At 52.0% G+C, this 22,474-nt stretch carries 22 protein-coding genes; 10 read left to right on the top strand and 12 right to left on the bottom strand.

What is annotated here, in order from left to right; translation table 11 throughout:
- The first annotated feature begins 98 nt into the window (after positions 1-98).
- The 3 genes from xseB to dxs all read left to right on the top strand — a co-directional run bounded on the left by xseB (position 99) and on the right by dxs (position 3,222).
- The gene (xseB, locus tag ACQKDS_RS16285; protein WP_399671963.1) at positions 99-362 is read left to right on the top strand and encodes an exodeoxyribonuclease VII small subunit; all 264 of its coding nucleotides are present in this window, start codon (positions 99-101) and stop codon (positions 360-362) included.
- 6 nt (positions 363-368) lie between these two features.
- Positions 369-1,271, top strand: a complete 903-nt coding sequence (ispA, locus tag ACQKDS_RS16280) for a (2E,6E)-farnesyl diphosphate synthase (protein WP_399671961.1) — start codon at positions 369-371, stop codon at positions 1,269-1,271.
- An 85-nt stretch (positions 1,272-1,356) separates the two neighbouring features.
- Positions 1,357-3,222 (top strand): 1-deoxy-D-xylulose-5-phosphate synthase, encoded by a 1,866-nt coding sequence (dxs, locus tag ACQKDS_RS16275; RefSeq protein WP_399671959.1) that lies wholly within the window; start codon positions 1,357-1,359, stop codon positions 3,220-3,222.
- Positions 3,223-3,294: 72 nt separating this feature from the next.
- Here the strand turns inward: dxs and pgpA are convergent, their stop codons facing one another.
- The 6 genes from pgpA to nrdR form a co-directional block, all read right to left on the bottom strand.
- Entirely contained in the window at positions 3,295-3,789 is a 495-nt protein-coding gene (pgpA, locus tag ACQKDS_RS16270; protein WP_399671957.1) for a phosphatidylglycerophosphatase A, read from the bottom strand.
- 8 nt (positions 3,790-3,797) lie between these two features.
- Entirely contained in the window at positions 3,798-4,775 is a 978-nt protein-coding gene (gene thiL / locus ACQKDS_RS16265; protein ID WP_399671955.1) for a thiamine-phosphate kinase, read from the bottom strand.
- A 50-nt stretch (positions 4,776-4,825) separates the two neighbouring features.
- A complete protein-coding gene (gene nusB / locus ACQKDS_RS16260) occupies positions 4,826-5,242 on the bottom strand; it encodes a transcription antitermination factor NusB (protein WP_399671953.1) in 417 nt (138 codons plus the stop codon).
- 20 nt (positions 5,243-5,262) lie between these two features.
- Positions 5,263-5,733 carry a 6,7-dimethyl-8-ribityllumazine synthase gene (gene ribH / locus ACQKDS_RS16255; RefSeq protein ID WP_399671951.1) on the bottom strand — a complete coding sequence of 157 codons (471 nt, stop codon included), beginning with the start codon at positions 5,731-5,733 and terminating at the stop codon, positions 5,263-5,265.
- A 118-nt stretch (positions 5,734-5,851) separates the two neighbouring features.
- On the bottom strand, positions 5,852-6,961 hold the full coding sequence (gene ribD, locus ACQKDS_RS16250; protein WP_399671949.1) for a bifunctional diaminohydroxyphosphoribosylaminopyrimidine deaminase/5-amino-6-(5-phosphoribosylamino)uracil reductase RibD: 1,110 nt from the start codon (positions 6,959-6,961) through the stop codon (positions 5,852-5,854).
- Between the two features lie 11 nt (positions 6,962-6,972).
- The gene (gene nrdR / locus ACQKDS_RS16245; RefSeq protein WP_021180191.1) at positions 6,973-7,422 is read right to left on the bottom strand and encodes a transcriptional regulator NrdR; all 450 of its coding nucleotides are present in this window, start codon (positions 7,420-7,422) and stop codon (positions 6,973-6,975) included.
- A 198-nt stretch (positions 7,423-7,620) separates the two neighbouring features.
- Here nrdR and ACQKDS_RS16240 point away from each other — a divergent pair, with 198 nt between their 5' ends.
- Entirely contained in the window at positions 7,621-8,184 is a 564-nt protein-coding gene (locus tag ACQKDS_RS16240; protein WP_399671946.1) for a DUF3251 domain-containing protein, read from the top strand.
- Between the two features lie 79 nt (positions 8,185-8,263).
- Here the strand turns inward: ACQKDS_RS16240 and secF are convergent, their stop codons facing one another.
- The 5 genes from secF to queA form a co-directional block, all read right to left on the bottom strand.
- Positions 8,264-9,232 (bottom strand): protein translocase subunit SecF, encoded by a 969-nt coding sequence (secF, locus tag ACQKDS_RS16235; protein WP_399671944.1) that lies wholly within the window; start codon positions 9,230-9,232, stop codon positions 8,264-8,266.
- Positions 9,233-9,242: 10 nt separating this feature from the next.
- Positions 9,243-11,090, bottom strand: a complete 1,848-nt coding sequence (secD, locus tag ACQKDS_RS16230; protein ID WP_399671941.1) for a protein translocase subunit SecD — start codon at positions 11,088-11,090, stop codon at positions 9,243-9,245.
- A 25-nt stretch (positions 11,091-11,115) separates the two neighbouring features.
- Positions 11,116-11,448, bottom strand: a complete 333-nt coding sequence (gene yajC, locus ACQKDS_RS16225; protein ID WP_004949246.1) for a preprotein translocase subunit YajC — start codon at positions 11,446-11,448, stop codon at positions 11,116-11,118.
- A gap of 33 nt (positions 11,449-11,481) precedes the next feature.
- On the bottom strand, positions 11,482-12,606 hold the full coding sequence (tgt, locus tag ACQKDS_RS16220; protein WP_399671937.1) for a tRNA guanosine(34) transglycosylase Tgt: 1,125 nt from the start codon (positions 12,604-12,606) through the stop codon (positions 11,482-11,484).
- Positions 12,607-12,677: 71 nt separating this feature from the next.
- Complete coding sequence (gene queA / locus ACQKDS_RS16215; protein ID WP_399671934.1) at positions 12,678-13,748, bottom strand: tRNA preQ1(34) S-adenosylmethionine ribosyltransferase-isomerase QueA; 1,071 nt, start codon at positions 13,746-13,748, stop codon at positions 12,678-12,680.
- Between the two features lie 114 nt (positions 13,749-13,862).
- On the opposite strand from queA, the gene ACQKDS_RS16210 reads away from it, so the two are divergent.
- The 4 genes from ACQKDS_RS16210 to ACQKDS_RS16195 all read left to right on the top strand — a co-directional run bounded on the left by ACQKDS_RS16210 (position 13,863) and on the right by ACQKDS_RS16195 (position 18,634).
- On the top strand, positions 13,863-14,444 hold the full coding sequence (locus tag ACQKDS_RS16210) for an ACP phosphodiesterase (protein ID WP_399671931.1): 582 nt from the start codon (positions 13,863-13,865) through the stop codon (positions 14,442-14,444).
- A gap of 355 nt (positions 14,445-14,799) precedes the next feature.
- Complete coding sequence (locus ACQKDS_RS16205; protein WP_399671928.1) at positions 14,800-15,402, top strand: peroxiredoxin C; 603 nt, start codon at positions 14,800-14,802, stop codon at positions 15,400-15,402.
- Between the two features lie 236 nt (positions 15,403-15,638).
- Positions 15,639-17,402 (top strand): gamma-glutamyltransferase, encoded by a 1,764-nt coding sequence (gene ggt, locus ACQKDS_RS16200; RefSeq protein WP_399671925.1) that lies wholly within the window; start codon positions 15,639-15,641, stop codon positions 17,400-17,402.
- A gap of 221 nt (positions 17,403-17,623) precedes the next feature.
- Complete coding sequence (locus ACQKDS_RS16195) at positions 17,624-18,634, top strand: hypothetical protein (protein ID WP_399671922.1); 1,011 nt, start codon at positions 17,624-17,626, stop codon at positions 18,632-18,634.
- A gap of 65 nt (positions 18,635-18,699) precedes the next feature.
- On the opposite strand, the gene malZ is transcribed toward ACQKDS_RS16195, so the two are convergent.
- Positions 18,700-20,520 carry a maltodextrin glucosidase gene (malZ, locus tag ACQKDS_RS16190; protein ID WP_399671919.1) on the bottom strand — a complete coding sequence of 607 codons (1,821 nt, stop codon included), beginning with the start codon at positions 20,518-20,520 and terminating at the stop codon, positions 18,700-18,702.
- 250 nt (positions 20,521-20,770) lie between these two features.
- Between malZ and ACQKDS_RS16185 the strand changes: the two genes are divergently transcribed.
- The gene (locus ACQKDS_RS16185) at positions 20,771-22,036 is read left to right on the top strand and encodes a mechanosensitive ion channel family protein (RefSeq protein ID WP_399671916.1); all 1,266 of its coding nucleotides are present in this window, start codon (positions 20,771-20,773) and stop codon (positions 22,034-22,036) included.
- Positions 22,037-22,167: 131 nt separating this feature from the next.
- Complete coding sequence (locus ACQKDS_RS16180; protein ID WP_399671913.1) at positions 22,168-22,437, top strand: hypothetical protein; 270 nt, start codon at positions 22,168-22,170, stop codon at positions 22,435-22,437.
- The last annotated feature ends 37 nt before the right edge of the window (positions 22,438-22,474 follow it).

The raw sequence follows: 22,474 nt of genomic DNA, 5'->3' as shown, positions 1-22,474 counted from the left end.
GCGCACAAAACCGCAGGCACGCGCCATGATTTACTAATCAAGATCCGCTAGGATAGGCTCTGGCCCCACTGTTCACATGATGATGTAAAAAGAAAATTATGCCGAAAAAACCTGCACAATCAGACAGTCCAGAGCAAAACGTCAGCTTTGAACACGCCCTCACCGAGTTGGAAAGCATCGTTACTCGTCTTGAGTCCGGGGAGTTGCCACTGGAAGACGCGCTGAATGAATTCGAACGCGGCGTACAGCTCGCGCGTCAGGGCCAGCAAAAATTGCAGCAAGCAGAACAGCGCGTACAGATTTTACTGAGTGATAGCGACGATGATGCCGCATTGGCGCCTTTTACTCCAGATGCCGAGTAATTATTGATGTCTGACTTTACTAGCCAGTTACAGAGTTATCGCCTGCGCGCCGATGATGCGTTGATGGGTTTCCTTGCGCCGCTGCCTTTCAATGAGGGCGGCATGGTCGCAGCCATGCGCCACGGGGCGCTGTTAGGCGGTAAACGCCTGCGTCCGTTTCTGGTTTACGCTACCGGCGAAATGTTTGGTCTATCGCTCAACAATTTGGATGCCCCCGCCGCCGCCGTAGAATGTATTCACGCCTATTCGCTGATTCACGATGATTTACCCGCGATGGACAATGATGACCTTCGCCGTGGTCAACCGACCTGCCATATTAAATTTGGCGAATCCAATGCCATTCTCGCTGGTGATGCACTGCAAACACTGGCGTTCTCGATTCTGGCTGATGCCGACATGCCTGATGTAACATTACGCGACCGGCTGGCAATGGTATCGGAGCTGGCCACCGCCAGCGGCGTGTCAGGCATGTGCGGAGGGCAGGCTTTAGATCTGGAGGCCGAGGAACGTCAGATTAATCTGGAAGCGTTAGAGCAGATTCACCGCCTTAAAACCGGTGCGTTGATTCGCGCCGCCGTTCGCTTAGGCGCGCTGGCTGCGGGTGAGCCCGGCAGGGCTGCATTACCACAGCTTGACCGTTATGCTGACGCGATTGGTCTGGCTTTTCAGGTTCAGGATGACATTCTCGACATCATCGGCGAAACTGCCAAAATAGGAAAACGCCAGGGTGCCGACCAGCAACACGGCAAGAGCACATATCCGGCGTTGCTCGGCCTCGACAACGCGAAAGCCAAAGCCTGGGATTTGTATCAGGAAGCTTTAGCCGCCCTGGATACGTTAGCCGCACAATCTTACAATACCGCGCCATTACGGGCATTAGCCAGTTTCATTATTGAACGCGATAATTAACGTGTGACGTTATCGCTATTGATGGCAATGGCAACGCGATAGCGGCTATTGCAAATTGATGGCATACCTCTGATATGAGTATCGAATGAGTCTTGATATAGCCAAATACCCGACATTGGCGCTGGCGGAAAACCCTGAGGAACTCCGCTCATTGCCAAAAGAAAGCCTGCCCAAACTGTGCGATGAGCTACGGCAATATCTGCTGGACAGCGTGAGCCGTTCAAGTGGCCACTTTGCTTCTGGGCTGGGTACCGTCGAATTGACGGTGGCATTGCATTACGTCTACAACACGCCGTTCGATCATCTGGTGTGGGATGTCGGCCACCAGGCCTACCCGCATAAAATTCTGACCGGACGACGGGATCGTATCGCCAGTATTCGTCAAAAAAATGGTCTGCATCCGTTTCCTTGGCGCGCAGAAAGCGAATACGACGTGCTGTCCGTCGGCCACTCTTCGACCTCAATTAGCGCAGGCTTAGGCATGGCCGTGGCCGCAGAGCGAGAAGGAAAAGGCCGCCGTACGGTATGCGTAATTGGTGATGGCGCAATCACCGCCGGCATGGCGTTTGAGGCCATGAACCACGCTGGCGACATCGATCCCGATATGCTGGTGGTGTTAAACGACAATGAAATGTCGATTTCAGAAAATGTCGGTGCACTCAATAATCATCTGGCACAGCTGTTATCCGGCAAGCTGTATTCCACCCTGCGTGAAGGCGGCAAAAAAGTGCTTTCTGGCCTGCCGCCTATCAAAGAACTGGTCAAACGAACCGAAGAACACCTGAAAGGCATGGTGGTGCCGGGCACGCTGTTTGAAGAGTTGGGCTTCAACTATATTGGCCCAGTTGACGGGCACGACGTGCAAGGATTGGTTGCTACGTTGAGAAACATGCGTGGCCTCAAAGGCCCGCAACTGCTTCATATCATGACGAAAAAAGGGCGTGGCTACGCACCGGCAGAAAAAGACCCAATCAGTTTCCACGCCGTGCCGAAATTCGATCCGGCCAGCGGTACGCTACCCAAAAGTGCCGGAGGCTTGCCAACTTATTCAAAAATTTTTGGCGAATGGCTGTGTGAAACCGCTGCCCAAGACAGCACCTTGATGGCCATCACGCCAGCAATGCGTGAAGGCTCCGGCATGGTGCAATTCTCGCGTGATTATCCACAGCAATATTTCGATGTGGCGATCGCCGAGCAGCATGCCGTCACGTTCGCTGCCGGTCTGGCGATTGGCGGTTATAAACCCATCGTGGCGATCTACTCCACTTTCCTGCAACGTGCCTATGACCAAGTGATTCACGATGTGGCGATCCAAAACCTGCCGGTCATGTTCGCCATTGACCGCGGCGGGATCGTCGGTGCCGACGGCCAAACGCATCAGGGCGCATTCGATCTTTCATACTTACGCTGCATCCCAAGTATGGTCATCATGACGCCAAGTGATGAAAACGAATGTCGCCAAATGCTGTTCACGGCTTATCACTACAACGACGGTCCAAGCGCCGTACGTTATCCGCGTGGTAACGGCACCGGCGCGGTGCTTGAACCTTTGGTACAGTTGCCCATCGGTAAAGGTGTTGTGCGTCGCAACGGGCAGAAAGTAGCCATCCTGAACTTCGGCACCTTGCTACCAGAAGCGCAACAAGCCGCTGAAGCGTTGAACGCCACCTTAATCGATATGCGCTTTGTTAAACCGTTGGATGAAGCACTGGTGCTAGAAATGGCTGCTAGCCACGAAGTACTGGTCACGCTGGAAGAAAATGCCATCATGGGCGGAGCCGGCAGCGGCGTTAACGAATTGCTGATGGCGAAACGCCGTGTGGTGCCGGTATTAAACATCGGCCTACCCGACTATTTTGTCCCACAAGGTGGACAAGAAGAGATCCGAAGCGATCTGGGGCTGGATGCCGCAGGTATCCAACGTCAGATCGAAAACTGGCTAGCGGAATAACCCGGTTAGGCTTTTATCGGCTCCACAGACAAATAGACAAACGGGGCCGCTAAAAGCCCCGTTATACTATCGTCAGAACAGCCCAATCGGCCAGTGATGGCCGATCATATAGATGATACCGGCAGCAAACACCCCGGCCACGATGTCATCCACCATGATCCCCATGCCGCCATGAACGTTACGATCAAACCAGCGAATTGGCCACGGCTTCCAAATATCCAGAATACGGAAAACCACAAACCCTCCCGCAACCCAGCGCCAATCATTAACCGGCAGCGCCATCAGCGTGATCCACATACCGACAAACTCGTCCCAGACAATACTGCCATGATCGTGCACACGCATGTCTTTCGCGGTCTGATGACATAAATAAACGCCGATACAAATGCTAAACATCACTAACAACGAATAGAGCTGCCACGGCAGTTGGATCAGGAGCAACCAGAATGGGATTGCCGCCAACGAGCCGACGGTACCCGGCATGACCGGCGATAATCCACTACCAAAACCGGTCGCCAATAAATGCCACGGATTGCTTAAGCGCAAGCGGCGTTTTGCTTCATCCATGTTGTCCCTTATTTCACGCCAAAATGATCAAAACCGGTCCACGGCAGCACAATCGCTTCGTTTTCGCGGAAGAACTTCACACCTTCAGAAAGCGGACCAATCTGACCGATACAGGTATAATCTGCACCCAAGTGACTTAACGCGACTTCCAGCGCTCCACGGTTTATTTCCGGCACGGTGAAGCACAACTCGTAATCCTCCCCGCCGGTCAGCGCCCAACGTAACGCCTGATCGGCGTCGGTGTGGCTAGTCAACGCCTGTGACATCGGCAATTCGTCCAAATCGATACGCGCGCCACATTCACTGGCTTTCAACAGATGTTGCAGATCGGAAATCAAACCATCGGAGATGTCGATCGCCGCACTGGCCAAATCGCGCAGGGCCTGCCCCTGCAACACGCGCGGTTGCGGCCGTAAATGGCGCCCAATTAAATATTCACTTACGGCGGTATCAGTCACCATTAAGCAGTTTTGCAAAATAGCCAACCCAGCAGCACTGTCACCCAGCGTCCCGGTCACGTAAATCCAATCGCCAACGTGCGCACCATCACGCCGTAATGCACGCCCGGCTGGCACCAATCCGTTAATGGTTAACGTCATACTAAGCGGGCCGCGAGTGGTATCACCGCCAATCAGCTGCATGCCGTAATAATTGAGGAGTTCAAACAGGCTATCGCTAAACGCTTTCAGCCAGTCTTCATCAACCTCGGGTAAGGTTAACGCCAGCGAAAGCCACGCAGGATCGGCGCCCATAGCCGCCAGGTCGCTGAGATTTACCGCTAATGCTTTGTAACCGAGATCGGCCGGATCAATATCCGGCAAGAAGTGAATGCCCGAAACCAGGGTGTCGGTACTGACAGCCAAAAGCTGTTTTTCTGCCACTGTCAGGAGTGCGCAGTCATCTCCAATGCCCAACTGTACGTCCCGGCGCAGACGCTTAAACCGGTCAAAATAGCGGGCAATGAGGTCAAATTCGCCGCATGCCATGGTTGATCTTCCAATAAACGAATTTAAGGCCGGTAAACCGGCCTTAAAATTTATCTTTTCTTGCGGATGCCCGGTGCTGCTTTATCCAACACACCATTCACAAACTTATGGCTATCTTCTGCACCGAAGGTTTTAGCCAGTTCGATCGCTTCGTTGATCGCCACTTTATAAGGGACGTCCTCACGCATTTTCAGCTCAAACAAGGCAATGCGCAGAACGGCTTTCTCCACCTGGCCTAACTCCTCAAGCTGACGAGACAGGAACGGTGCCATGAGCGCATCCAGCGTACCTGCATTCACTGCCACACCGGACAGAAGCTCGCGAAAATAGGCGATGTCGACATCTTTGACATCCTGCTCCGTCAGGAACTGTAATTCAACATCGGCAATGTCATTTTTTGACAACTGCCAAGAGTAAAGCGCTTGAACAGCACACTCACGAGCGCGGCGACGAGCAGCAGGTTTCACGGAATTCCCCTTAACTAAATTCAGGCTTTAATAGCTTTGATAACATTAATCATTTCAAGTGCGGTCAGAGCAGCTTCTGCGCCTTTGTTGCCCGCTTTGGTGCCGGCACGCTCGATCGCTTGTTCAATGCTCTCGGTGGTCAGTACGCCAAAGGCAACCGGGATTTCAGTGTTCAGAGAAACACTGCCCAAGCCGGAGCTGGCTTCGCCCGCCACATATTCGAAGTGCGCGGTGCCCCCACGGATCACGGTGCCCAGCGCGATAACTGCATCATACTTGCCGCTATTGGCCAGCACGCGAGCAGTCAGCGGCAGCTCATAAGCGCCAGGTACCCAGACAACGGTGATGTTGTCATCAGCAACCTGGCCAATACGTTTCAGCGCGTCGATCGCACCTTCCAGCAGGCTGTCGTTGATGAAATTGTTAAAACGTGCAATTGCGATCGCCACACGGGCTTTAGGAGTAGCAACAACACCTTCGATAACTTTCATGGGCTTTCCTTAAAAATGGGTTCAATACCCCGCAGGGGGGCGGATTCTATCATATTCTTTGCATGCCTGCGCGGCGGTTTTGTAAAACGCAAAGAGAACCGGCACGCTGGCGTTACATTCAATGTTTCGCCCGCAGCAGCAGGCGCAAATCGGGGCCAATTTGCCGCACGTCGCTAAACACAAACTCGGGCGCATCAACCAGTTGCTCTAACCCCGGCAAATGGCAAAGCCCGCGCGCATTATCCCCTAGCAACTTCGGCGCGATATATAAAATAAGCTCATCAACCAAACCGGCTTGGAGTAACGCCCCCGCCAAGCGAGCACCAGCCTCTACCCAGATGGCATTTACCTGCCGTTTTGCCAGTTGCATCATCATGACGACCAGATCGATACCGCCACCGTGTGCCGGAAACGGGATCTGTTCAACGCCCGTTGGCCACGCCTGATCGTCAGGCTGCAAACGCGCCAGCCAAGTCGCGCCGGGCTGCTGAATAACCTTGTGCTGCTGAGTAACGCGATTATGACTGTCCAAAATGATGCGCAAAGGTTGACGCAGGTTTTCACGTGGGTAAATGCGCTGAGTTTCAGCATCCAACTCATCCCAACGTACGGTCAACGATGGGTTATCAGCCAACACGGTAGCACTGGTGCTAAGAATCGCCGCGCTTTCAGCACGCAAACGCTGCACGTCCTGCCGCGCCTGCGGAGAAGTAATCCACTGGCTTTCTCCTGAAGCCATCGCCGTGCGCCCATCAAGCGACGCCCCCAACTTAAGCTGCACATAGGGAAAACCGGTACGCATACGCTTGAGGAACCCCAGGTTAACCGCTTCGGCCTCGGCCAGCATCAGGCCATGCCGCACCTCAATACCTGATTGTTGCAGTTTATACAGCCCTCGGCCGGCAACCTGAGGATTAGGATCCTGCATTGCAGCTACGACGCGGCTCACCCCCGCCTTGATCAGTGCATCAGCACAAGGCGGGGTACGCCCGTGATGGCTACAAGGTTCCAACGTGACATAAGCCGTAGCGCCCTGCGCCAGCTCCCCGGCCATTCGCAATGCATGCACTTCGGCATGTGCTTCACCGGCACGTAAATGAAAACCTTCACCGACAATCTTGCCGTCGCGTACAATGACGCAACCAACATTTGGATTGGGTGCCGTGGTAAAGCGCCCTAGTCGCGCCAATTCAAATGCCCGCGCCATGTAAAATTCGTCGTTATACATCAGCAATCCTGTCAGTCCTGTAGTTTGGCGATCTCTTCACCGAACTCACGGATATCTTCAAAACTGCGATAGACCGAAGCAAAGCGGATATAGGCCACCTTATCCAGTTTCTTCAATGCGTCCATCACCAAGTTACCAACCATTTTTGTCGGCACTTCACGTTCGCCAGTCGCGCGCAGTTGAGATTTAATATGATTAATCGCGTTTTCAACATCATCGGAACTGACCGGACGCTTTTCCAACGCTTTCAACATGCCGCGGCGTAGTTTATCTTCATTGAAAGGTTCGCGTACTTCATCACTTTTGATTACGCGGGGCATCACCAGTTCCGCCACCTCAAAAGTGGTAAAGCGTTCGTTACAAACTAGACACTGGCGACGGCGGCGTACCTGTGAGCCATCCCCTACCAAACGAGAATCAATGACTTTGGTATCAACAGCAGCGCAAAAAGGGCAATGCATAACACGTCCTGAAAAGCGTTCTTATAGATAAGAATAGTTTACCCCGAAGTTTCGCCACAACAAAGGACATGGGGCATTTGTTGCGAAACGGCTCCACGTTAAGCCGTACCGTGGTGACGTTCACTGCCGCTTCGCATGACTTTCCCGGTGATTAAGACTAAGCTGATAGCAGGAGCTATTGAATAGGAAATTGCCGCCATGACAATCAGTTATCGTAAAGTTTGCTTATTCGGCGCCTTGGTTCTTCTCTCTGGCTGCGCACAGAATCGTGACGCACCAAAACTGCAAAACCAAGTGGTTGAGTTGAAACAAATGCTGGGTACACTGACCGACCAGGCTACGGCACTGGAACGCCAGAATCAATTGAACCAAAACTCCACCAGCGGGGTGTATCTCTTACCTGCTGCTAATGCCGCCGCCCGTTTACAGAGCCAAATCGGTGAATTGAGCGTGTACCTTACGCATGTGAAGAATGAAGCCAGCGGCACTCAGGCGATGTTGCATATTCGGACGCTCTCCAGCAATACATTGCCCCCCTTCAACGCGATGGTGGAGTGGGGACAACTGGACGAGCATGGAAAATTGCTGAGCGCCGGTGCACTTTCGCAGCCAATTACCAGTAGCGAGTCGCTATTGGCAAAAACCGAACAGCGCTTTGAATTACGCTTAAGCGGCTTAACCCCCCAACAGTTAGGTTATATTCGCCTACACAACCTTGAGCCGCTCATCACCGCTGCTGCGAAAACAGTAACCAGCAAGTAACGCATTACCTTGCCGCGGTACTGTTGATAAAAAAAGAGCGCCAATTGGCGCTCTTTTATTCCGCTGAACGTACAGCAAATTATGGCAAGATCGAAGGCTGATCGGCGCCTTCTTTCTCTACTTTCTGCTGCAGCATATGTTCACGCTTCATCCCCAGTTTCAACGCCAACGCTGACGCGACGTAAATGGAGGATATCGTACCGATCGACACACCAATCAGCATCGCCAACGAGAAGCCATGCAACATCGCGCCGCCGAAGATATACAGCATCAGTACCACCATCAAGGTTGTCCCTGATGTCATCAATGTACGGCTTAACGTCTGCGTTAACGATACGTTGACAATTTCGTAAGGCGTACCCCGACGTATTTTGCGGAAGTTTTCGCGAATACGGTCAGAAACCACGATACTGTCATTCAGCGAGTAACCGATAACTGACATCAATGATGCAACGATAGTCAGGTCAATCTCGATATGGAACAGCGACAGAATACCTAGGGTAATCACCACATCGTGCGCCAGCGCGAGCACCGCGCCCATTGCCAAACGCCATTCAAAGCGGAAGCCTACGTAGATCAAAATAGAGATCAAAGCCACCAACAGCGCCATACCGCCGGTTTGCGCCAACTCGCTGCCCACGCTGGGGCCAACAAACTCGACACGCTTCACCGTCGCATTCTTATCGACTGATTCATTGATTACGCTGATAACTTTGTGACCCAGCTCTTGGCCTGCGGGGCCAGACACCGGTGGCATACGTACCATAACGTCGCGGCTGCTGCCAAAGTTCTGGATAACCGGGTCGTCAAACCCGGCCTTGTTCAACGTATCGCGCATCAGATCCAGATTCGCAGGCTGTTCCAGGTTGATTTCAATCACCGTACCACCGGTGAAATCCAGCCCCCAGTTAAACCCGCGAACGGACATAACGCTAATCGACGCGATCAACAGCAGCAATGAGATGCCGAAGGCCACGTAATCCCAGCGCATAAAGTCATAGACTTTACGGCCATAGTTGAGTTGCTCAACAGTATAATCCTGTGCCACAACGCACTCCTCAGATAGACAGCTTGTTAATGCGTTTGCCGCCGTAAAGCAGGTTGACGATGGCACGGGTACCGACAATCGCGGTAAACATGGAGGTCGCCACACCGATCGCGGTGGTAATCGCAAAGCCTTTAATCGACCCGGTGCCCACTGCATACAGAATAATTGCGGTGATCAACGTGGTGATGTTGGCATCGATAATACTGGAGAACGCGCCTTTATAGCCTTCATGGATCGCCTGCTGAACGGAACGTCCATTCTTCAGCTCTTCCTTGATACGCTCATTTATCAGTACGTTAGCATCAACCGCAACGGCGAGCGTCAATACGATACCGGCAATACCCGGCATCGTCAGTGTCGCCCCCGGTAGCAGAGACATCACACCGACAATCAACACCAGGTTGGCGACCAGCGCACTGGTGGCTATCACACCAAACTTACGATACCAGACCACCATAAACACGATAGACGCGACCAGCCCCCACAGGCAGGCTTCTAAACCTTGCGTGATGTTTTGCATCCCGAGAGTTGGCCCGATAGTACGCTCTTCCACTATCTGGATTGGCGCAATCAACGCACCGGCACGCAGCAGCAGAGAAAGCTGACGCGCCTCGTTCGGGTTACCAATGCCGGTAATACGGAAGCTGTTACCCAGACGCGACTGAATGTTAGCCACGTTGATCACTTCTTCCTGCTTCACCAGCACCGCACGACCGTTGGCGTCTTTCTTACCGCTGTCTTTATATTCCACAAACAGCGTCGCCATCGGCTTACCAATGTTGTCTTTGGTGAAGTTCGACATGGCATTACCACCGGCGCTGTCCAGCGAGATATTAACCTGCGGCTGGTTGTACTCGTCCATGGTGGAGGTCGAATCGGTAATGTGGTCACCGGTAAGAATCACACGCTTATACAGCACAATCGGCTGCCCTTCGCGGGTGTATTTCACCTCTGAATCACCCGGCACTCGGCCATTTGCTGCTGCGGTGGTATCCGCGTTGGTATTAACCAAACGGAACTCCAACGTAGCGGTTGCGCCAAGAATTTCTTTGGCACGGGCGGTGTCCTGAATACCCGGCAATTCAACCACGATACGGTCAGAACCTTGACGCTGTACCAGCGGTTCAGCCACGCCGAGTTGGTTTACACGGTTACGCAGGATGGTGATGTTTTGCTGGACGGCATATTCACGCGCTTCGCTTAAGCGAGCGTCGGTCAAACTGACCTTCATGGTGTTACTGCCGTTAGAAGACAGCACCCAATCACGCTGACGTGGCGATAAATAGCCGATCGCTTGGTCACGTGCAGTGTTATCACGGAAACGGACTTCAACACCGTTGTTGTCCAGTTTGCGGATAGTGGCGTAAGGGATTCCTTTCTCGCGCAGTTCGCTGCGCAGGGTGTCCATTGTCTGTTCCTGCAATTTGCTCAGTGCGGTGTCCATATCCACTTCCATCAGGAAGTGTACGCCACCACGCAAATCGAGGCCCAGCTTCATGGGTTCGGCGCCCAACATGCTCAACCACAGCGGGGTTGCAGGGGCGAGGTTCAGTGCAACCACGTATTTGTCGCCCAAAGCCGCCATCAAGGCCTCACGGGCACGCAGTTGGACATCAGGATCGCTAAAGCGAGCTAGGATTGCGCCTTCTTCCAGTGCAATCGACTTGCTCGCAATTTTGTCTTTTTCTAATACGGTACGGACTTGGTCCAGCGTAGCTTCACTGGCGGCGACACCGCGCGCGCCAGTGATTTGTACAGCCGGATCCTCACCATAAAGGTTGGGAAGTGCATAAAGCAGACCGATGATGATCACCACGATCAGCATCAGATACTTCCACAAAGGATAACGGTTTAGCACGGCAATTCCCTTCGGGAAAACAAAATTACAGGGCCTTCATGGTACCTTTCGGCAGAACGGCCGCCACGAAGTCACGCTTGATCATCACTTCCGTGGTGTCGTTCAGCGCGATAGCAATAATACCGGTGTCAGCCACTTTGGTTACGCGACCAATAAGCCCACCGGTAGTCAACACTTCATCACCCTTGCCAATCGAGTCCATCAGCTTCTTGTGCTCTTTCGCACGTTTCTGCTGTGGACGCAGGATCATGAAATAAAAGATCAGACCAAACACCACCAGCATAATGATCAGAGAGTACGGGCTTCCCTGAGCCGGAGCTCCTGCGGATGCGACGGCGTCAGAAATGAAAAAGCTCATTGAAATTCCCTCATTAAGTTATTAATTGTTAGTTCAAACAGTTAAAGGCGGAACCGGCTTACCAATTCGCCCATAGAAGTCCGCAACAAACGTCTCTAATTTACCCTCTTCAATAGCCTGGCGTAAACCTTCCATCAAACGTTGGTAATAGCGCAGGTTATGAATCGTATTCAAGCGGGCACCGAGTATTTCGTTGCAACGGTCGAGATGATGCAAGTAGGCGCGGCTATAATTGCGACAGGTGTAGCAATCACATTCGTTATCCAACGGAGATGTATCATCTTTATGCTTGGCATTACGAATTTTTACCACCCCGTCAGTCACGAACAGATGGCCGTTACGGGCATTACGCGTTGGCATCACGCAATCGAACATATCGATACCACGACGCACACCTTCCACCAAATCTTCTGGTTTACCCACGCCCATTAGATAGCGAGGCTTATCTTCCGGAATTTGCGGGCAAACATGTTCGAGAATGCGATGCATATCCTCTTTTGGCTCGCCGACCGCCAAGCCGCCCACAGCGTAACCATCAAAGCCAATATCCACCAGCCCTTTTACTGAAACATCACGTAAATCTTCGTAAACACCGCCCTGAATAATACCGAACAACGCATTTTTATTATTCAGTTCGTCAAAACGCGCGCGGCTACGCTGCGCCCAACGTAACGACATTTCCATGGAACGCTTCGCGTAGTCCCAGTCTGCCGGATAGGGCGTGCACTCATCAAAAATCATGACGATATCGGAACCCAGGTCATATTGGATTTCCATCGACTTTTCCGGGCTGAGGAACACTTTGTCGCCGTTGATCGGGTTGCGGAAGTAAACACCTTCCTCTTTGATCTTACGCATTGCCCCTAGGCTAAACACCTGGAAACCACCTGAATCGGTCAAGATCGGGCCATGCCAGTGCATGAAATCGTGCAGATCGCCATGCAGCTTCATGATTTCCTGCCCCGGCCGCAGCCATAGGTGGAACGTGTTGCCCAACAGAATCTGTGCGCCAGTCTCTTTGACTTCTTCCGGCGTCATGCCTTTTACCGTGCCGTAAGTACCGACCGGCATAAAGGCTGGCGTTTCCACCACGCCACGCTCAAAGACCAGCCGGCCACGGCGGGCGCGACCATCGGTTGTCTGTAATTCGTACTTCACATTGCCTCCAGCATCAGAGAAACAGTCTGATGTCATTAAAACAGGGCCGCAGCGTTGTGCAGCCCGAGAATTTATTCGCCAACGGCTTCGTGTTCTGCCTGCGGATTACGGCTGATGAACATCGCGTCACCATAGCTAAAGAAACGGTATTGCTCGGCCACCGCCTGCTGATAAGCATGCATGGTGTTTTTATAACCCGCAAACGCCGAAACCAACATGATCAACGTCGATTCTGGCAGGTGGAAATTGGTAATCAGTGCATCAACGATCTGATAGCGATAGCCAGGATAAATAAAGATGCTGGTATCATCGAAGAACGGCGCGATCGGCGCATTCTGGCTGGCCTTAGCGGCACTTTCCAGTGAGCGAACGGAGGTGGTCCCCACGGCCACGACACGCTTGCCACGCGCTTTACAAGCCAGAACCGCGTCAACCACCTCTGGGGGGACTTCGGCATACTCGGCGTGCATGACATGATCTTCAATGGTGTCTACCCGCACAGGCTGGAAGGTACCGGCGCCCACGTGCAAGGTCACGAACGCCATCTCGACACCTTTCTCGCGCAGCGCCGCCAGCAGCGGTTCGTCGAAATGCAAACCGGCGGTGGGTGCCGCAACCGCGCCAGGTTTCTGACTGTAGACCGTTTGATACAGCTCACGGTCGGCATCTTCATCCGGGCGATCGATATAAGGCGGTAATGGCATATGCCCTACCGCATTCAGGATGGTGAACACATCACGTGAATCGTCGAAGCGCAGTTCGAACAGCGTGTCGTGGCGCGCCACCATTGTCGCGGCAATGCTCTCATCATCCCCCAGCAGCAGCGCGGCGCCGGGTTTCGGGGCTTTAGAGGCGCGCACGTGCGCCAATACGCGGTGATCGTCGAGCACACGTTCGACCAACACTTCAATTTTGCCACCGCTGGCCTTACGGCCAAACAGGCGGGCGGGGATCACGCGCGTGTTATTGAACACCAACAGATCGCCGGCTTCGAGCTTATCCAGCAGATCGGTGAATACGCTGTGCGTCAATTCCCCCGTCGGCCCATCCAGTTGCAACAAGCGGCAACCGCTGCGTTGAGGTTGTGGATAACGGGCAATCAAAGACTCGGGAAGCTCAAAAGAAAAATCGGCGACGCGCATGAATAATCACTTCAGTTAAAAAACAGGCGGCCTAGTCTAAAGCCGCAGGCAGTCCGCAGCAAGAATATAAGCAGCATTTACCCGGTTCAGCCGTAATTCGGGTATAGTTCTTAGATGAATTTTCTCGCACACCTCCATTTAGCACACTTGGCGGAGAGCTCGTTATTGGGCAATCTGTTGGCCGACTTCGTACGCGGTAATCCCACTGCCGACTATACCCCAGACGTCGCGGCGGGCATTATGCTGCATCGCCGCATCGATGTGCTGACCGACGCCTTGCCGCAGGTTAAAGCCTGTCGTGACTTCTTTAACGACGAACATCGCCGCGTGGCACCGATTACGCTTGATGTCGTCTGGGATCATTTTTTGGCACGACATTGGCAAAAGATTGAGCCATCACTCAGCCTGGAAAGTTTCACTCAGGAGGCACGTAGCCAGATTGTGCCGCATTTGGCACTCACGCCGGCGCGTTTTCAACGCATGAATCACTATTTGTGGCCGGAACGCTGGCTGGAGCGCTATGCTGAGCTGCCGTTCATTGCCGATGTATTAGCCGGTATGGCCAGCCGCCGCCCGCGGCTGAGTGCGCTGGCCGGATCGTTTTACGACGTTGAACATCATTATCATCAACTTGAAACACAATTTTGGCAGTTTTACCCGCAGATGATGCAACAGGCGCGAGCCCAAACCTTGTGACGCCTGACGGCCGAGCAACATGCATTCGATAAGGTTGACAAGCGCACGTATTAAGAAGAGTGTACTGGGGTCGCTGTCGCGCACTGAGATGCCTTAATACATACACCCGAAACACACAATCTGCTGTGTTAAGCCGGCGGGTATTGTTGTCTTCAGCCCCGATCAATTTTTTAGTACTTGCCCTTTTTTGTGAAAAGGTTATTTTTAAAGCTTGCTACATTTAACCAATGATTTTGATAGGTAAAAGCTATCTCATTGATTGGTGTTACACCCTTTATTCACCGAGTCATGACCCCTATACTGGCTCAAGATTTTTACACAAACCCTTACCTTAACAACAATTACAGGAGTAATTATGGTCCTGGTAACTCGTCAAGCCCCTGACTTCACCGCTGCTGCCGTACTCGGCAATGGCGAAATCGTTGAAAACTTCAACCTGAAAAAACACCTGAACGGCAAACCAGCCGTGCTGTTCTTCTGGCCGATGGACTTCACTTTCGTTTGTCCTTCTGAGCTGATCGCGTTCGATCACCGTTATGAAGAATTCCAAAAACGTGGCGTTGAAGTTGTTGGCGTTTCCTTCGACTCAGAATTCGTTCACAACGCATGGCGTAAAACCCCTGTCGACAATGGCGGCATCGGCGAAGTGAAATACGCGATGGTTGCTGACGTTAAGCGTGAAATCCAGAAAGCTTACGGCATTGAACACCCTGAAGCCGGTGTCGCACTGCGTGGTTCTTTCCTGATCGACAAAGACGGCATCGTACGTTCGCAGATCGTTAACGATCTGCCAATCGGCCGTAACATCGACGAAATGATCCGTACCGTTGACGCTCTGCAATTCCACGAAGAGCACGGCGAAGTTTGCCCTGCACAGTGGGAAAAAGGCAAAGCGGGTATGGGTGCATCCCCAGACGGCGTCGCTAAATACCTGTCTGAAAACGCGTCTAAGCTGTAATTAACGCCGCTTAACGCCCAACCGGTCAGCATCCGCTGGCCGGTTTTTTTATGCTCTTTTTCAGTGCATCCTGCCCTTTCTTCGCCTCAAAACTGAAAAAAATTCCGCGTCTCTGCCCACATTCCGCCGTCAATTTTCTGCATAAATGCCCCTGTAGCACTACGCTGTAATCGCTGGCCTGCTCTTTGCAAGCAAGCCTGTAATCACAATAAAAAACTGACAGGATAGGAAGAACTATGTTTTTACAGAAATGGAGTAAACCCCTGACGATGGCGGCACTGCTGGTCAGCAGCAGCCTGTACGCGGCGTCCAACCCCGCGGTAGAAGCAAAAAAGGGGATGGTCGTCACCTCGCAGCATCTCGCCTCACAAATTGGCGTGGATATGCTAAAAATGGGCGGCAATGCCGTCGATGCCGCAGTCGCTGTAGGCTACGCGCAAGCGGTGGTCAACCCCTGCTGTGGCAACATTGGTGGTGGCGGATTTATGACCATTCATTTAGCCGATGGAACAGACACATTCATCAACTTCCGTGAAACCGCCCCGGCGGCAGCCAATGCCAATATGTATTTGGATGCGGACGGCGAGGTAAAAAAAGACGCCAGCTTGTATGGCTACCTAGCTGCCGGTGTGCCAGGAACGGTGTTGGGCATGGAAACCGCACGTAAAAAGTACGGGAAGCTGAGCCGCGAACAAGTGATGGCACCCGCAATCAAACTGGCGCGGGATGGCTTCGTGTTAACGCGTGCCGATACTGATATTCTCGACACCACCGTCGCGCGCTTCAAACAAGATCCCGAGGTAGCCAAGATTTTCCTTCGCCAAGATGGCTCAGCACTGCAACCGGGCGATCGTCTGATACAAAGCGACTTAGCCAACACCCTAGAGGCTATCGCTAAAGGGGGTTCTGACGCGTTCTACCACGGTAAAATCCCACAGGCGGTTGAGGCCGCAGCCAAACAGGGCGGCGGTATTTTAACGGCGGCCGATTTTGCTCACTACACGGTAACCGAAACCCCGCCTATCACCTGTAGCTACCGTGGCTATAAATTTGTGTCGTCCCCGCCGCCCAGCTCTGGCGGTGTGACGCTTTGTGAAACGCTGAATATCCTCGAAGGTTACGATCTGAAAAGTATGGGCTTCAATTCCGCGGCGGCCATCCATACCATGACCGAAGCCATGCGCCATGCGTATATGGATCGCAACACTTATCTTGGCGATCCGGCATTCATCAACAACCCTATCGACCGCTTAATCAGCAAAAGCTACGCGGAACAGATCCGTAAGCAAATCGTTCCTGGTAAAGCGACACCCTCAGTCAACGTCCAGCCCGGCATGGAACCCCATGAAAAACCGGAAACCACCCACTATTCGATTGTCGATCACGATGGTAACGCGGTTTCTACGACCTATACCGTCAACGGGCGATTTGGCGCAGTGGTGATTGCACCGGGCACCGGTTTCTTCCTCAATGACGAAATGGATGATTTCACCGTTAAAGTGGGTGAGAAGAATCTCTATGGTTTAGTACAAGGGAAAGCGAACTCCATCGCCCCCGGTAAGCGCCCACTATCATCGATGAGCCCGACATTGGTGACCAAGGACAATAAAACCTTCATGGTATTAGGATCGCCCGGGGGCTCACGCATCATCACTATCACGCTGCAAACCGCGTTGAATGTGATCGATCACGGTATGGCGCCGCAGGAAGCGGTCAATGCCCCCCGCATTCACCATCAGTGGTTACCGGATGAGGTGTACTACGAACAGCGTGGCGTGTCTGCCGATACGTTAAAGATCCTGCAACAAATGGGATATAAAATGGTGGAACAAACGCCTTGGGGAGCGGCTGAACTGATTTTGGTCGGCTTGCCGGGCGCAGCCAGCGTCACCCCCGCTAACTCAGGCAATGACTCCGCAGTATCGGGGAAAGTACGCGAAGGCTATCTGTACGGTGCTAACGACGTCCGGCGCCCGGCGGGCTCTGCCGTTGGTTATTGAGTTGGCATATCGCTGATTGCGTCTTTAAACACCTAAGCGCTAACGTGCCGTTAGCGCAAAAGTATCATGGCCTCCTCACCGCCCACATCAAGGTGAGGGAGCCATTAACGGCCGCTATTTATCCTCACTCTATTGACCAACTCCCTCTCTAACCGTTACGCTTTCGCACCCGCCCTTGACGTGCGCCAAACACATTATTTGAAGATCCTAATAATTAAAATATGATGCAGATATCTTTACACGGAAGTAATAAAAGAACACATATCAATCAATATATTTATGGGCTTTTGCAATTGCAGCGCCAAGGGCTCGTGAAAATAAAGAACATTGATTTTTCAGATAATATACGAAATGGTGTATTAAAACTAACCGTAAACGGCCAGAAGATCATTTACGACGGTGATGATGGCGATCATATTGATCGCAATTTCTTTCATGAAGAAGATCATGAATGGTGCGATTTCTATTTTAAACGCAGCTGCTCTGCACGGCTAAAAAATAAATATGCCAAAGTTTTCCCGTTAGGATTAGCTTATGAGCTTGCACCTGACTATTCACATAGCCGAGTATTACGTGATGGCATAAAGCGGCTTTTTGGCAAAGGTGTTATTAAACACTACGATCTTGAGTGTAAACCGCGTATCAACACGCCAGCAAAAATTCTATTTATCACCGGCTTATGGGATCCACAAGAGTGCTCCCATCCTGAGTTTGCCGCGGAAGCCAATGCTATCAACGCGTGTCGCTTAATGACCTTAGATACCTTGGCAGAACACTACGGTTCTCAGGCAACCATCGGGTTAGGCGATACGGCGTTAACACGCCGCCTGGGTAAAAAATATGTTTTGGATAGCGCAACCACCAGTCGGAAAAATTTTATTCAAAAAATAAAAAGCCATGATATTTGCATCGCATCCACGGGATTACATGGCTCCATCGGCTGGCGATTTGGTGAATATGTTGCAGCTTCTCGCGCTATTGTTTCAGAGACGTTAAATTATATTATCCCCGGTGATTTTTCTATCGGTAAAAATTATCTGAATTATCATGATCGACAAAGTTTGATAGCCAGCGTCGATGCATTAATTAAGGATGATGAGTATCGTCATGCCATAATGCAAAATAATTATGATTATTATCAGGATTTCTTACGCCCTGACAGAATGATGTTAAGAACGCTGTGTATGGCATTAGAAACACCGGAACGGCTGACTGCGCACCGTCAAAGATAACCGACAATACGCTCGAATGCGCCGTTAGCGGGCAATACTCACACAGCCCGCTAACGGCGATGCACTCACTGATGCCACAACGTCACTGACTCTTCGTGCAAACTCAGCGTAATGCCTCCTTCGTGCGCTACCAATTCTCCTTGCCCCTCCAGCCGTTGCCATTCTCCCTGTGTGACTAACGGGCTATAAGGCAGCTGCACCGCAGGGTGACTGCCGCCGCGTTGCAGCGCTACCAGTACCCGTTCTTGCTGGTAAGTACGTACAAACACTAACGTCTCACCTTGTGCGTACAACACTTGGCAACCACCGCGCCGTAACGCTTTACTTTGTTTGCGAACGTTCGCCATGCGTTGGAACAGGCTTAATAACTCGCTATCCCATTGGCTTTCATCCCATGGAAAAGGTTTACGGCAGAATGGGTCGTTATCCCCGTCTAACCCGATTTCATCACCATAATAAAGGCACGGCACACCGATCCAACTCATCAACCACACTGCCGCCATACGCATTCTGAGCTTATTTCCATTCAGCATAGTCAGGAAGCGCGGCGTATCATGGCTATCAAGCTGATTAAACAGGATCAATTGCCGATGATGTGATAAACCGGCGCGATAACTGTCCATCCAGTTGGCCGTATCGGCCGCATCAAGGCTCATCGGTTGCATTCCCACGTCGATTCCGGCCAAAAAACCGCGCAGCGGCAACGCAAAGCCCATGTAGTTCATCGCTGCATCTTCTACGCCGGCATGCAGCCAGCGACGCGCATCACCAAAATGTTCGCCCAGTAAATAAGCATCAGGATTCACGTCTCGGGCGGCCTGATAAATGCCGGCTAAATGCTTCAGATTCCCCGTTGCCCCGCCGTTTTCACCCAGCATATGCACCACATCCAAACGCCATCCATCAATACTATACGGCGGCTTGAGCCAATGACGCACCACGCTGTCTTTACCCGCATAAATAGCCTCTACCACCTGCGGCTCGGCAAAATTAAGCTTCGGCAAACTGGCATTGCCTTTCCAGGTCAGTGCAGTGCCATCGGGGTAGAAATTAAACCAATTGCGATAGGGTGAATCGGGATGATGACAAGCCCCATTTTCACTCTGTTGATGGCGGTCAAACCACGGATGCGAATCCCCCGTGTGGTTAAACACGCCATCCAATATCAATTTCATACCTGCTTTGTGAGTGCTTACTCGCAATCGATGCAGTGCGTCATTACCGCCAAAACAAGGATCCACCTGATAATAATCTTCGGTATCATACTTATGTACGCTTGGCGCGCTGAAGATGGGATTCAAATACAGCGCAGTGATGCCAAGCTGCTTGAGGTAGGGGATTTTTTGACTGATACCGTCCAAATCGCCGCCGTAAAAAGTAGACGCGCTATGATTATCCTCCAATGGATGTGTCCAGTCGCGGCGAATGACCGCGGTGCCGGCGGCATGATGATGATAATCGCCACTTTGTACATGATATGTCGCACCGCTGCTGGCAAAACGGTCTGGGAAAATTTGATAAAATACCTGATCCGCGACCCAACTTGGGCCGTTATCGGGTTCATCGATGGCAAACTGCGCCAATTGCCCCAGCGGTATCAGCGACCAGCCCAGCGGGCCAAACCACCGTTGGCGATCGTCCCACACTAACTTGAAACAATAGCGGCGTGTCGGTTCACCTTCATTCAGCGTCAGGCTGGCCTGATAGCGCCATCTGCCGTCAATCGGCCGCGCTTTCATCGCCAGTAACCATTCCTCATTATCCGGCTCAGCGCGAAGGAAAACCTGTTTGGGTAAATCATCCCCCTGTAGCCACAGAGTAATATCCAGAGACTGCCCCTTTTTCACTACAAAAGGCGCAACCGGTTGATGCCAAGCATTAAGCATGTGCTCTCCTGCTATCAAAAACAAAATCGACCCCGTTATCCATTAGGAGGAACAATGCCACTTTGAGCGCAAATCGCCCTCCTCTTTTCCGTCAGAATACGGGGCGGAGCTGGGGGGGGGAGAGCCTAGGCATAATCCTAACCTAATGTAAAAAAAGGTAAACGGCACACACCTGTTGGCGAATGGCCTATAGGCTAACGCCTTTGATTATTATTTTGGATGTTTTTTGAGCACAACTAAAGGAGTTGGAATGCAACAATGGATTGCCCAATGGCTAGAAAAATTTGGTATTGAACTTACTGACATGATGTCACTGATTATGGTGTTGGGACTGATCGTTCTGATATCTGTGGTGATCCACTTAGTGCTACACCGGGTGGTCTTGACGGCGATTCAACGGCGCGGTGAAAAGTCGCAGCGTGTCTGGCAGCAGGCACTAACAAAGTACAAACTGTTCCAACGCTTCGCGCTGTTATTACAAGGCGTCATCATCAATATCCAAGCGCTGTTGTGGCTGCATAACGCCAGCCAGATACAGGCGATTATCGTCACCGCCGCCCAAGTGTGGATCATGGCTTTCGCCCTGCTGACGCTGTTTTCGTTGCTCGACACCCTATTGGCTATCCTGCGTAAAAGCCCAATAGCGGATCAACTGCCACTGCGCGGCATCTTCCAAGGGATCAAATTAATCGCCGCTATCCTGATCGGTATCATGATCGTATCGCTGCTGATGGGCAAATCGCCGCTATTGTTGCTCAGTGGATTGGGCGCAATGACCGCGGTGTTAATGTTGGTGTTCAAAGATCCGATCTTGGGGCTGGTCGCCGGTATTCAGCTCTCCGCCAATGACATGCTTAAGCTAGACGATTGGCTGGAGATGCCGAAATATGGTGCAGACGGCGCGGTTATCGACATCGGCCTGACCACGGTGAAAGTACGTAACTGGGACAACACCATTACCACCGTTCCAACCTACGCGCTGATTTCTGACTCATTTAAAAACTGGCGTTCAATGTCAGAGTCGGGTGGCCGCCGTATCAAACGCAGTATCAATATCGATACCACCAGCGTGCATTTCCTTTCGGAACAGGAACAGCAACGCCTCAATCGCAACCCACTGTTGCATGCGTATTTTAACGATAAGACGCAGGAGCTGAGCGAATACAACCAGCAAACGCAGTGGGATCTCAGCTCACCGCTCAACGGCCGCCGTTTGACCAACCTGGGGACACTGCGTGCCTATCTTGAGGCTTATCTGCGTAACCACCCTAACATTCACCAGAATATGACACTGATGGTGCGCCAGATGGCACCAACTCCGGAAGGTCTGCCGCTGGAAATTTATGCATTCACCAACACGACTGTGTGGGCGCAATATGAAAGTATCCAGTCAGACATTTTCGACCATATCTTGGCGATAATTAGCGAATTTGATTTACGTGTCCACCAAACGCCAACGGGCAATGATATGCGCTCAATGTTAAGTGAACAGCGTCAAACCGCTGCTATTTCCTGACCTAACTTGACGTAATTATTTCAGCTGGTAATTATCCTGCTCTGATTGCCAGCTGATGTATCTCCCCCCTTCTCTTTCACGGTAAAAACGGCCTTAATAGGTGCTTGCTATGCATCATAGGAGGCGCGTAATTGCTGAAAAAACACCAACACCGGTTACTGAATGTATTGGCAACGCTGCTATTTCTCGGTTGTCTGCACAGTGCCAGCCTAGACGAAGCGCACATGAGCAACAGGTTACAGCTTGCACTGAGCGCGTTGAGCAGCCATATGCTGGATATCAGGGAAGCGTTGACACGTTGCTCACGCAATGATGCTGAGGAAAGCAGGCTGTGCAGCCGTTATCAGCCGCTTGAGACGCGAGCCTCCGGTGGCAATGACGACGTTGAGGAACGCCGCTAAACCACCGTCGACCAACTCGAGGCCAACACATCTTTGG

The organism is Serratia sp. NPDC078593 (assembly GCF_050268245.1).
GTDB lineage: Bacteria > Pseudomonadota > Gammaproteobacteria > Enterobacterales > Enterobacteriaceae > JBNNGK01.
This window is presented reverse-complemented; position numbering and strand designations above follow the sequence as displayed.

What these genes read in the sequence shown, in the direction of transcription:
- xseB (WP_399671963.1), top strand. Translation starts at nt 99, where the DNA reads ATGCCGAAAAAACCTGCACAATCAGACAGTCCAGAGCAAAACGTCAGC.
- ispA (WP_399671961.1), top strand. Translation starts at nt 369, where the DNA reads ATGTCTGACTTTACTAGCCAGTTACAGAGTTATCGCCTGCGCGCCGAT.
- dxs (WP_399671959.1), top strand. Translation starts at nt 1,357, where the DNA reads ATGAGTCTTGATATAGCCAAATACCCGACATTGGCGCTGGCGGAAAAC.
- pgpA (WP_399671957.1), bottom strand. Translation starts at nt 3,789, where the DNA reads ATGGATGAAGCAAAACGCCGCTTGCGCTTAAGCAATCCGTGGCATTTA.
- thiL (WP_399671955.1), bottom strand. Translation starts at nt 4,775, where the DNA reads ATGGCATGCGGCGAATTTGACCTCATTGCCCGCTATTTTGACCGGTTT.
- ribH (WP_399671951.1), bottom strand. Translation starts at nt 5,733, where the DNA reads ATGAAAGTTATCGAAGGTGTTGTTGCTACTCCTAAAGCCCGTGTGGCG.
- ribD (WP_399671949.1), bottom strand. Translation starts at nt 6,961, where the DNA reads ATGTATAACGACGAATTTTACATGGCGCGGGCATTTGAATTGGCGCGA.
- nrdR (WP_021180191.1), bottom strand. Translation starts at nt 7,422, where the DNA reads ATGCATTGCCCTTTTTGCGCTGCTGTTGATACCAAAGTCATTGATTCT.
- ACQKDS_RS16240 (WP_399671946.1), top strand. Translation starts at nt 7,621, where the DNA reads ATGACAATCAGTTATCGTAAAGTTTGCTTATTCGGCGCCTTGGTTCTT.
- yajC (WP_004949246.1), bottom strand. Translation starts at nt 11,448, where the DNA reads ATGAGCTTTTTCATTTCTGACGCCGTCGCATCCGCAGGAGCTCCGGCT.
- queA (WP_399671934.1), bottom strand. Translation starts at nt 13,748, where the DNA reads ATGCGCGTCGCCGATTTTTCTTTTGAGCTTCCCGAGTCTTTGATTGCC.
- ACQKDS_RS16210 (WP_399671931.1), top strand. Translation starts at nt 13,863, where the DNA reads ATGAATTTTCTCGCACACCTCCATTTAGCACACTTGGCGGAGAGCTCG.
- ACQKDS_RS16205 (WP_399671928.1), top strand. Translation starts at nt 14,800, where the DNA reads ATGGTCCTGGTAACTCGTCAAGCCCCTGACTTCACCGCTGCTGCCGTA.
- ggt (WP_399671925.1), top strand. Translation starts at nt 15,639, where the DNA reads ATGTTTTTACAGAAATGGAGTAAACCCCTGACGATGGCGGCACTGCTG.
- ACQKDS_RS16195 (WP_399671922.1), top strand. Translation starts at nt 17,624, where the DNA reads ATGATGCAGATATCTTTACACGGAAGTAATAAAAGAACACATATCAAT.
- malZ (WP_399671919.1), bottom strand. Translation starts at nt 20,520, where the DNA reads ATGCTTAATGCTTGGCATCAACCGGTTGCGCCTTTTGTAGTGAAAAAG.
- ACQKDS_RS16185 (WP_399671916.1), top strand. Translation starts at nt 20,771, where the DNA reads ATGCAACAATGGATTGCCCAATGGCTAGAAAAATTTGGTATTGAACTT.